10 protein-coding genes are annotated in these 10,110 nt (G+C 52.8%); 3 read left to right on the top strand and 7 right to left on the bottom strand.

Annotated features, from left to right (window positions below):
* The coding region (locus tag K2I50_RS05320; protein ID WP_301025177.1) for an amino acid--tRNA ligase-related protein at window positions 1–635 on the bottom strand (635 nt) is incomplete at its 3' end.
* Window positions 636–938: 303 nt separating this feature from the next.
* Here K2I50_RS05320 and K2I50_RS05315 point away from each other — a divergent pair.
* Window positions 939–1,793 carry a hypothetical protein gene (locus tag K2I50_RS05315; RefSeq protein ID WP_301025176.1) on the top strand — a complete coding sequence of 285 codons (855 nt, stop codon included), beginning with the start codon at window positions 939–941 and terminating at the stop codon, window positions 1,791–1,793.
* A gap of 272 nt (window positions 1,794–2,065) precedes the next feature.
* On the opposite strand, the gene K2I50_RS05310 is transcribed toward K2I50_RS05315, so the two are convergent.
* From K2I50_RS05310 to mce, 6 genes are all read right to left on the bottom strand, one after another.
* Complete coding sequence (locus K2I50_RS05310; protein WP_301025175.1) at window positions 2,066–2,416, bottom strand: hypothetical protein; 351 nt, start codon at window positions 2,414–2,416, stop codon at window positions 2,066–2,068.
* A 319-nt stretch (window positions 2,417–2,735) separates the two neighbouring features.
* Entirely contained in the window at window positions 2,736–3,893 is a 1,158-nt protein-coding gene (locus tag K2I50_RS05305) for a sodium ion-translocating decarboxylase subunit beta (RefSeq protein WP_301025178.1), read from the bottom strand.
* A 54-nt stretch (window positions 3,894–3,947) separates the two neighbouring features.
* A complete protein-coding gene (locus K2I50_RS05300) occupies window positions 3,948–4,385 on the bottom strand; it encodes an acyl-CoA carboxylase biotin carboxyl carrier protein subunit (RefSeq protein WP_123475120.1) in 438 nt (145 codons plus the stop codon).
* A 32-nt stretch (window positions 4,386–4,417) separates the two neighbouring features.
* The gene (locus K2I50_RS05295; RefSeq protein WP_301025174.1) at window positions 4,418–5,323 is read right to left on the bottom strand and encodes an OadG family transporter subunit; all 906 of its coding nucleotides are present in this window, start codon (window positions 5,321–5,323) and stop codon (window positions 4,418–4,420) included.
* 10 nt (window positions 5,324–5,333) lie between these two features.
* Window positions 5,334–6,887, bottom strand: coding sequence for an acyl-CoA carboxylase subunit beta (locus K2I50_RS05290; protein WP_301025173.1), 1,554 nt, complete (start codon window positions 6,885–6,887; stop codon window positions 5,334–5,336).
* A gap of 46 nt (window positions 6,888–6,933) precedes the next feature.
* Window positions 6,934–7,356, bottom strand: a complete 423-nt coding sequence (gene mce, locus K2I50_RS05285; RefSeq protein ID WP_295729620.1) for a methylmalonyl-CoA epimerase — start codon at window positions 7,354–7,356, stop codon at window positions 6,934–6,936.
* A gap of 367 nt (window positions 7,357–7,723) precedes the next feature.
* Between mce and dnaK the strand changes: the two genes are divergently transcribed.
* Together dnaK and K2I50_RS05275 are read left to right on the top strand one after the other, a co-directional pair.
* Window positions 7,724–9,631, top strand: coding sequence for a molecular chaperone DnaK (gene dnaK / locus K2I50_RS05280; protein ID WP_301025172.1), 1,908 nt, complete (start codon window positions 7,724–7,726; stop codon window positions 9,629–9,631).
* Between the two features lie 270 nt (window positions 9,632–9,901).
* Window positions 9,902–10,110: PepSY-like domain-containing protein (locus K2I50_RS05275; protein ID WP_301025171.1), on the top strand; the 209-nt coding region annotated here is incomplete at its 3' end.

Raw genomic sequence — 10,110 nt, 5'->3', positions numbered from 1 at the left:
AAGTAGCGGTCCATGCCCGACACCATAAGCAGCTGCTTGAGGGTCTGGGGCGACTGGGGCAGGGCGTAGAACTGGCCCGGGTTCATGCGCGAAGGCACAACGAAGTCGCGTGCGCCTTCGGGGGTGGAGCCTACGAGCATCGGGGTCTCGATTTCGAGGAAGCCCTTGCTGTCGAGATAGCGGCGTACCTCCATGGTCATGCGGTGGCGCAGCTCTATGTTGGCGCGCACGCACGGACGGCGCAGGTCGAGGTAGCGGTACTTCATGCGTATGTCATCGCCTCCGTCGCTCTCGTCCTCGATTGTGAACGGGGGCACCTCCGAACGGTTGAGTACTGTAAGAGTCTGAGCCTCTATCTCAATGTCGCCGGTAGGCATTTCGGGATTCTTGGCGTAGCGTTCAGCTACTTTTCCGGTAATCTGCACTACGAACTCGCGTCCGAGATGATTGGCTTCTTCGCAGAGAGCTGCGTCAACCTCGTTGTTGAAAACGACTTGGGTTATGCCGTAGCGGTCGCGGATATCGACAAATGTCATACCGCCCATCTTGCGGATGCGCTGCACCCATCCGGATATGGTTACGGTCTGACCGGCATCGGCGAGCCGCAGCTCGCCACAGGTCTTGGTACGATACATAATTGGCTGTAAAATTTTGGCGTAAAGTTAGTGAAAAGTAGAGGAAACGCAAAATACAAAATAACGGCATGGTCCAAATCTCGGGCAATGCAGGCCTGGATTACTGTATGAAATGTCGGATGATTTCATCAAAAGGGAGAGCCTGACTGAAATATTTCGATAAAAAAGTGATTTTTTTTGGTATGTAACCGCATTAATGTATTAAATTTGCGCTGTATGAGAGTTTTCATCGGGAAAGCTGGAATCGAACATGACATAATAAAATATTAGTCTGAACTTTATTAACCTTAAAAACAATAAGATATGAGAAAACTTCTACTTTCATTAAGCATTGCAGCCATGTCAGTATCCGCCGCACAGGCCGAAACCGTCTATTTCCAGGAAGATTTCGAATGGCTTGAGCCATGGTGTGAAGTGGCCGGAGTCCACGACTTTATCAATGCAAGCGACGAAGTTAAAGCGGAATCGAAGAATCTGACAACCGCAGTTGACGAAGTCTCTGCCTATGATGCTCTTTTGAGCAAGGGATATACCTTTGTGCAGGCAAAGCATCACAACGACAGCAAATATGCTGCCCGTACTCTTGACAAAATCATGTATTTGCAGAAGAATTACCTGAAGATGGGTCTTACCGGATACCATGCAGGTATCGTGCTTCCGGCTCTCACGGAGATACCTGCTGATAAGCAGCTTAAGATTTCGTTTGACTGGGCTCCTATGCGCCAGGGAGACCCCGGTGCTGAAAACCGTAAGTACGACCCGTCGGAACTGGTGGTAGTGATTGCCAACGGAGACGATGAGAAGCAGGTTGCCGTACCGGCCCATACTCTCGCCACCGGTGATGACTATGCCTGGATGCATGCCGACATCAGCCTTGACGGTCAGACTGTCAACGAGAATACAAAGATTACCATACGCCAGATTGATTCTCAGTGGCCTTATCTCGACGATCAGAATACATCTAAGGTGTGCCGCTGGTTTATCGACAATATCAAAGTATATTCGGAGGACACATCTTCAATCGATGAGATTGGTATTGACGAGAATGCACCTGTAGAGTATTACAACATGCTTGGTGTGCGCGTGACCAATCCCGGCAGCGGTCTCTATATCGTGAAGCAGGGCGATAAGACTGTAAAGAAATTTATTGTGCGATAACACAACTAACCCTATTAATACCAGAAGCGCCGCGTCGACACAGCAGATGTGTCCAGACGCGGCGTCATTTTTTTGTATGAGCTGTGAATGGTAGTGATTTTATTGCTGCTCTGCACTTATGAGAATTTCATAGGCCGGGATATAATTAATCCCGACGGGGAATCAATGGTGACCCGGCCGGGAGGTTGAATATGGAGGAGACAGATGTTGATATGGTGAGGTGGAAGAGGCTGGCTTGGTGGTGCCGCGTGAGACGGTGTAAGGCTGTCGTGTCAGGCATTGCATAACTTCCAGCGGAGGCGCTCCCATATGGATGGCTGCTCGGTACGGATATGTACGTTGACGCCTTCGTCGTGCTTGTTGAGGAATAGTATGGAGCTGTGGAGAACGATAGCGAGTGTATCGTCGAAATGTGTGATGCCGTTTACATTTCTCAGTGCTATTTCACGGAAAGGTGAGCGCTCGTCTATGCTTCCGATTATCAGGTTGCCGTCAGCGTCAATCTGCAGGTCGTGGTGGTCGGATGCGTGCTCGAAGAGCAGAGGTATGTCGAGGGAGTCGATGCTGTCGGGACGGCGGCGGTATTTGCGGTAAAGTTCGTCGATGACTTTTTTTGTAATCATGAGGTGTGTAGAGTGATGCTGGGGTTTCTGTGATGTGATATATTGAGAGAGTGTGACAACGTCTGCGTGAGCTGTGCTGGATGCGTGGCACTGTGTGATAGTCTTGCAGCGTGCTTTGACCTTAATACGTTTTATAGGGGGAGAAAGTTTGCTGACCGGTATTGATTGTAACTGTATTTTAACATCCACTATTTTTTATCGACAGCTTCAGGACACTCATATGCCGTATGGCCGGTTGTATGTAAAAGGAGCGATTGTAATATCAACGGCGCCATGGATATTTCGAAATATCCGATGACGCCGTTGAATATTTAGGTTATCAGGCGAGGAATCCCAGAAGGACACCTGCTGCGACGGCCGAGCCGATCACACCCGAAACGTTGGGGCCCATGGCATGCATGAGCAGGTAGTTGGTCGGGTCGTATTCGAGGCCGAGGTTGTTGGAGATGCGGGCCGACATCGGCACTGCGGATACTCCGGCGTTGCCGATAAGGGGGTTGAGTTTCTTGCTCTGGGGGAGGAAGAGGTTGAAGATCTTCACGAATATCACACCGGAAGCCGAGGCGATGATGAAGGCCATGAAACCGAGAGCGAAGATGAAAATGGTGTCGACGGTAAGGAACGATGTTGCCTGGGTCGACGCACCCACAGTGAGGCCGAGGAGCATTGTCACGATATCGGTGAGAGCGTTGCTTGCGGTCTTGGCCAGGCGAGTGGTGACACCGCACTCACGGAGCAGGTTGCCGAAGAAGAGCATGCCGAGCAGGGGTATGCCTGAGGGAACCACGAAGCAGGTGAGCAGAAGGCCGATAATCGGGAAGATGATTTTCTCGTTCTGGCTTACGGCGCGTGCGGGCTTCATGCGTATCACGCGCTCTTTCTTTGTGGTGAGCAGGCGCATGATTGGCGGCTGAATCAGCGGCACGAGAGCCATGTAGGAGTAGGCCGATACGGCGATGGCTCCCATGAGATTTGGCGCAAGTTTCGACGAGAGGAAGATTGCTGTAGGACCGTCGGCGCCGCCGATGATGGCTATCGCGCCGGCCTGGTCGGGTGAGAATCCAAGGGCGAGGGCCACCATGTAGGCTCCGAAGATACCGAACTGGGCGGCCGCGCCGATAAGCATGAGCTTGGGATTGGCGATAAGCGCGCTGAAGTCGGTCATGGCACCGATGCCGAGGAATATCAGCGGAGGATACCATCCGGCCGACACACCGTTGTAGAGGATATTAAGCACTGACCCTTCTTCATAGATGCCGATTTCGAGGCCGGCTGTGGCGTTGAAGGGGATATTGCCGAGGAGTATACCGAAACCGATCGGCACCAGAAGCATGGGCTCGAAGTTCTTCTTTATGGCGAGCCATATGAAGAACAGACCCACGAGGAGCATCACTCCATGCTGCCAGGTGACATTGGCAAAGCCGGTGAGCACCCAGAACTGGTGGAAGTTTACGGATATGAATTCGCTGAAACTCATTAATGATATCATATTCCGGGGGAATGAAGGTTAGAAGTTGTTACGGAATATGGATTATTCAAGGGTGATAAGTACAGCACCTTCGAGTACGGCGTCGCCGGGGTTGCATGTGATGGATGCCACCTTGCCGTCGTATCCGGCGTGGATAGCGTTTTCCATCTTCATAGCCTCAAGCACTACCACGGTGTCGGCAGCTTTCACTACATCGCCTACTTTGCAGTTGACTGACATCACGGTGCCGGGCAGGGGTGCTTTGATCTGAGTGCCGGCTGCGGCTACGCTGGGTTTTGCTATCACTTTATCGCCGGCTGCAGTGCGGGGAGCGGCCGCAGCGCGCGGGGTCTGGCTTACTACGGTTACGGGAGCTTTCTTCTGGTCGAGCTCCACTTTGTAAGGAGTGCCGTTGACAAGCACTTCGGCTTTGCCGTCGACAATGTCGCCGATGGCAACATTATAGTTGTTGCCGTTGATTTTATATTTATATTCTTTCATTGTAGTTTGATCTTTGTTGGTAAGATGTCGGATTAACGGCGTGGAAGCTCGCGGAGATTGTATATCTTAGAGCTCCAGGGCGAGTAGGCGCGACGTACCTTGTTGATGGTGAGGATTGTATTCTCGCGGTCGTGGGCGTTGAGGTGTTCGTTGAGAGCCATTACGATGGCGGCGATTTCCTCGCCTGAGTCGTGCTGGGGCTTCTCTTCCTTGGGCAGCTGACGGGTGTCGATACCCTGCGATACTGCCTTGTTTTTGCGCGATACCGAGGCACCCACTCTGCTGATGATGTAGAAGCATACACACAGAAGGGCGAGGGCGAAGAATACGATGAGCATTGCCATGAGCGACAGGCCGAATCCGTGGCCGTCGGTCTCTGCAAACATTTCGACTTTTCCGTTGGTGTCGACAATCTGGTTGGCGCTCGAGGGGGTGATGTATTTGTCGCCGCCGTCGCGCACCTCCCACAGGCCGTCGCCGTCGATTGCTCTTGCGTATGTGGTGTTGGGCAGGAGCGACGCGGGCACTGTCACGGAGTCGATGAGTGTGCGGCCGTTGGCGTCGTATACACCGATCCAGTTGTCCTGGCCCGGGGTAAGGCGGAAGCTGAGGTGGAATGTACCTTTGTTAGGTTCTCCGTCGGCCCAGAATACAACGTGCTGACGTGTGGGGATTTCAGTGTTGACATCGCCCAGGGGCACGGGATATTTCTTGGGGTCGGCGGGATCGTTGGTGATGTAGACGCTGGAAATCTCCATCGGGGCATAGGTCGAGTTGAAAAGCTCGATCCAGGCCTGATGCTGTCCGTAGTCGTCGACATAATTTGAGTCGTTCTGTACCATCACCTCGTTGATGCGCAGGCCTTTGCGTCCTTGAGCAAAGGCCGATGCGCCGCATACGAGTGTGAGGGCAAGAAACAGGATGATACTCTTTCTCATTGCAGATGGATTAGAGAGGTATGTTGCCGTGTTTCTTGGCGGGGTTTGTGACTTTCTTGGTGGCAAGCTGCTGGAGTGCGCGGATTACGCGGAAGCGTGTGTTGCGCGGCTCGATTACGTCGTCGATATAGCCGTACTTTGCAGCGTTGTAGGGGTTGCAGAAGAGCTTGTTGTACTCCAGTTCCTTCTCGGCGAGCACCTTTGCGGGGTCTTCGGCAGCCTTGGCTTCCTTGGCGTAGAGCACCTCTACGGCACCTGCACCGCCCATTACGGCGATTTCGGCAGTAGGCCATGCGTAGTTCATGTCGCCGCGGAGCTGCTTGCAGCTCATCACGATGTGTGAGCCGCCGTAGCTCTTGCGCAGTGTTACAGTAACCTTGGGCACTGTAGCCTCGCCGAATGCATAGAGCAGCTTTGCGCCGTGGAGGATAACGCCGTTGTATTCCTGGCCTGTGCCGGGGAGGAATCCGGGCACGTCGACAAGTGTCACCAGAGGAATGTTGAAGGCGTCGCAGAAGCGCACGAAGCGGGCGCCCTTGCGTGATGCGTTGCTGTCGAGCACGCCGGCAAGGTATTTGGGCTGGTTGGCCACGATACCTACGCTCTGGCCGTTCATGCGGGCGAAACCTACTATGAGGTTCTTGGCGTAGTCGCGCTGTACTTCAAGGAATTCGCCGTGGTCGATGATTGCACCGATTACCTCATACATGTCGTAAGGCTTGTTGGCGCTGTCTGGGATGATTTCGTTGAGCGAGTCTTCCAGACGGTCGATGGGGTCGGTACATTCAATCAGTGGCGGCTCCTCGAGGTTGTTCTGGGGTATGAAGCTGAAGAGCTTGCGAGTGATTTTCAGAGCGTCCTCGCCATCTTCGGCTGCGAAGTGGCATACACCGCTCTTGGTGGAGTGTACCTGCGCGCCGCCGAGGGCTTCCTGGGTCACATCCTCGCCTGTCACGGTCTTTACTACCTTCGGGCCGGTAAGGAACATGTAGGAGATACCCTTGGCCATGATGGTGAAGTCGGTGAGGGCAGGTGAATATACCGCGCCGCCGGCACACGGGCCGAGGATACATGAAATCTGGGGCACTACACCCGAAGCGAGGATGTTGCGCTGGAATATCTCGGCATATCCGCCAAGAGCGTTGATGCCTTCCTGGATACGTGCGCCTCCTGAGTCGTTGAGGCCGATGACGGGAGCACCCATCTTCATGGCCATATCCATGATTTTGCAGATCTTCAGAGCCATTGTCTCCGACAGCGAGCCGCCGAATACGGTGAAGTCCTGGGCGAATACGTATACGAGTCGGCCGTCGATAGTGCCGTAGCCGGTCACTACGCCGTCGCCGAGATATGATTTCTTTTCCTGACCGAAGTTGGTGCAACGATGGCGTACAAACATGTCGAGCTCTTCAAACGAGCCTTCGTCGAGGAGCTGTGCGATACGTTCGCGTGCTGTATATTTGCCTCTCTCGTGTTGTTTCTGGATGGCTTTCTCGCCACCGCCAAGGCGAGCCTCCTCGCGCATCGCGATGAGTTCCTTGACTTTTTCGAGTTGGTTGCTCATATATAAATATATGTATATGGGTATAGTATGATTCTTGAAAACTTGATTACATCTTCTTGGGGTCCTCGCAGAGTTCTACGAGTGCGCCGCATGTCGATTTGGGGTGAAGGAACGCAATGTTGAGTCCCTCTGCGCCCTTGCGGGGAGCCTTGTCGATAAGGCGGCAGCCTTTCTCCTCGGCTTCGGCCAGTGCGTTGGCCACACCGTCGGCCATGGCGAATGCGATGTGCTGTATGCCTCCGCGGCCGCCGTTGTTGGCTATAAACTTGGAGATGGCGCTGTCGTCGGATGTGCCCTCGAGCAGCTCGATTTTGGTCTGTCCTACCTGGAAGAATGCTGTGCGCACTTTCTGGTCGGCTACTTCTTCGATGGCAAAACACTTAAGGCCAAGGATGTTTTCGTAGAAGGGGATAGCCTCGTCCAGCGAGGGGACGGCTATGCCTACATGTTCAATGTGGGAGATGTTCATTTTTTGGTATATATGGTTTATGATAATTGTTGTCGTAATGTCGCGGGAGGGTAGTCTCTGCCCACTACCGGCAATTTCCGGCAAATTTAGCAATTTTTGAGTAAAAGCATCGGGGCCGCATGTGAAAGTTTGTAAAAAGATGTATCGGTGGCGTGTCATGTGTCAGTGGCGGGTGAAATTGTGTCAGTGGGCGTGTCAGTAGGTCAAAAATGGCTAATGGGCTGAAATATATTAAATTAATATTACATGCAACCTTTTTGGCACATGATTTGTTTTGTCTATGAGCGTCGGAGGTCCGCAATGGAGATTCGGCAATTGACCAGATAAAATCAAAATTCAAGAAACAAAAAATATAAAACTTACAATTATGGGAAAAATAATCGGTATTGACCTGGGTACTACCAACTCATGTGTAGCCGTACTTGAGGGTAACGACCCTGTGGTTGTCCCCAACAGCGAAGGACGCAACACCACACCTTCTATCGTGGCTTTTATCGCCGGTGGCGAGCGTAAGGTAGGCGATCCTGCCAAGCGTCAGGCCATCACCAATCCCGAAGGCACCGTATATTCAATCAAGCGCTTCATGGGTGAGCGCTACGACGAGGTTGCCGAAGAGGTAAAGCGTGTGCCCTACGAAGTTGCTAAGGCCGACAACGGCACCGTACGTGTGCTTGTCGACGGCCGTGAATATACACCTCAGGAGATTTCGGCCATGATTCTTCAGAAGATGAAGAAGACTGCCGAGGATTATCTGGGACAGACCGTAGACGAGGCCGTAATCACCGTGCCCGCCTACTTCAACGATTCACAGCGTCAGGCTACCAAGGAAGCCGGTGAGATTGCCGGACTCAAGGTGCGCCGTATCGTCAACGAGCCTACAGCCGCTGCGCTTGCCTACGGCCTCGACAAGAGCGACAAGGACCAGAAGATTGCCGTATTCGACCTCGGTGGCGGTACATTCGATATCTCTATCCTCGAGCTTGGCGACGGTGTGTTTGAGGTTAAGTCGACCAACGGCGACACACACCTTGGCGGTGACGACTTCGACCATGTCATCATCGACTGGCTCGCCGACGGATTCCAGCAGGAATACGGCGTTGACCTCCGCAAGGACTCAATGGCTCTCCAGCGTCTGAAAGAGGCTGCCGAGAAGGCCAAAATCGAGCTTTCAAGCTCTACCACCACTGAAATCAACCTTCCTTACATCATGCCTGTCGACGGTGTTCCCCGCCACTTGGTAAAGACTCTTACCCGCGCTGAGTTCGAGCGTCTGGCCGACAAGCTGATTCAGGCTACAATCAAGCCCTGTGAGCAGGCTCTCAACGACGCCGGCCTCAAGGCTTCCGACATCGACGAGGTGATTCTCGTAGGCGGCTCGACACGTATCCCCGCTATCCAGGAAATTGTGAAGAAATTCTTCGGCAAGGCTCCTTCAAAGGGTGTCAACCCCGACGAGGTGGTAGCCGTGGGCGCCGCTATCCAGGGTGGTGTGCTCTCAGGTGATGTCAAGGATGTGCTTCTGCTCGACGTTGTGCCTCTGTCGGTTGGTATCGAGACCCTCGGCGGTGTCATGACCAAACTTATCGAAGCCAACACTACAATTCCTACACGTAAGAGCGAGACATTCTCTACCGCTGCCGACAACCAGCCTTCAGTAGAAATCCACGTACTTCAGGGCGAACGTCCTCTTGCAAAAGACGACAAGACTCTCGGCAAGTTCCATCTTGACGGTATCGCTCCCGCACCCCGTGGTATTCCTCAGATTGAGGTTACTTTCGAGATTGACGCCAACGGTATTCTCAACGTATCGGCCAAGGACAAGGCTACCGGCAAGGAGCAGAGCATTCGTATCGAGGCTTCATCGGGCCTGACCGACGCTGAAATCAAGCGTATGAAGGACGAGGCAGCAGCCAACGCCGCAGCCGACGAGGCCGAAAAGCAGAAGATCGACAAGCTCAACCAGGCCGACGCCCTCATATTCCAGACCGAGAAGCAGCTCGCAGAGCTCGGCGACAAGATTCCCGCCGACAAGAAATCGGCCATCGAGGCCGGTGTGGCCAAGCTCAAGGATGCCCACAAGGCTCAGGACGTTGCTGCATGCGATGCCGCCATCAAGGAGATTGAGGCTGCATTCGGTGCCGCACAGCAGGATATCCTCAACGCCCAGCAGCAGGCTCAGTCGGCTGCCGGTCAGCAGGCTGGTCCTCAGCCGGGCGCCTCACAGGCCTCAGGCGACGACCATGTAACCGACGTCGACTTCGAGGAAGTGAAGTAACCCTCATTTGGTCACACCTGCAATAGGCAGGACCGACTCCGGATTGATATTCTGCAATCGGTACGGAATCAATCGGATAAATTTTTAATTCATATATGAATCGGCTCACATGCATTGCAAGATGGTGTGGGCCGATTTTTTTTAAGGATATGTCCGGAGCTGATTTTTAGAATCATCCGGATTTGTCTCTTAATATATACTCAATAAGATTTCAAGATTGACATTATGAAGAAACTTTTGTTAATTTTTGCATTAATCGCATTCATACCTATGGCCAGGGCCGATAAATACACCCTTGACCGTGACAATCTTCCTGTAAAGGCGCAGGAGATGATTACCACCTATTTCCCAAAGGCAAAAATCTCTATGATTAAGGTCGACAAGCATCTGCTTAAGAAGATCGACTATGACGTAAAGCTGGTAAACGGCACTAAGATAGAATTCAACAATTCTGGAGAATGGACATCCGTCGACTGCAA

It is taken from the genome of Muribaculum sp., from assembly GCF_029051885.1.
In the GTDB taxonomy this organism is placed as follows: Bacteria; Bacteroidota; Bacteroidia; order Bacteroidales; family Muribaculaceae; genus Muribaculum.
Note: the sequence above shows the minus strand (reverse complement) of the source record. Positions and strands in the feature narration are given on the sequence as shown.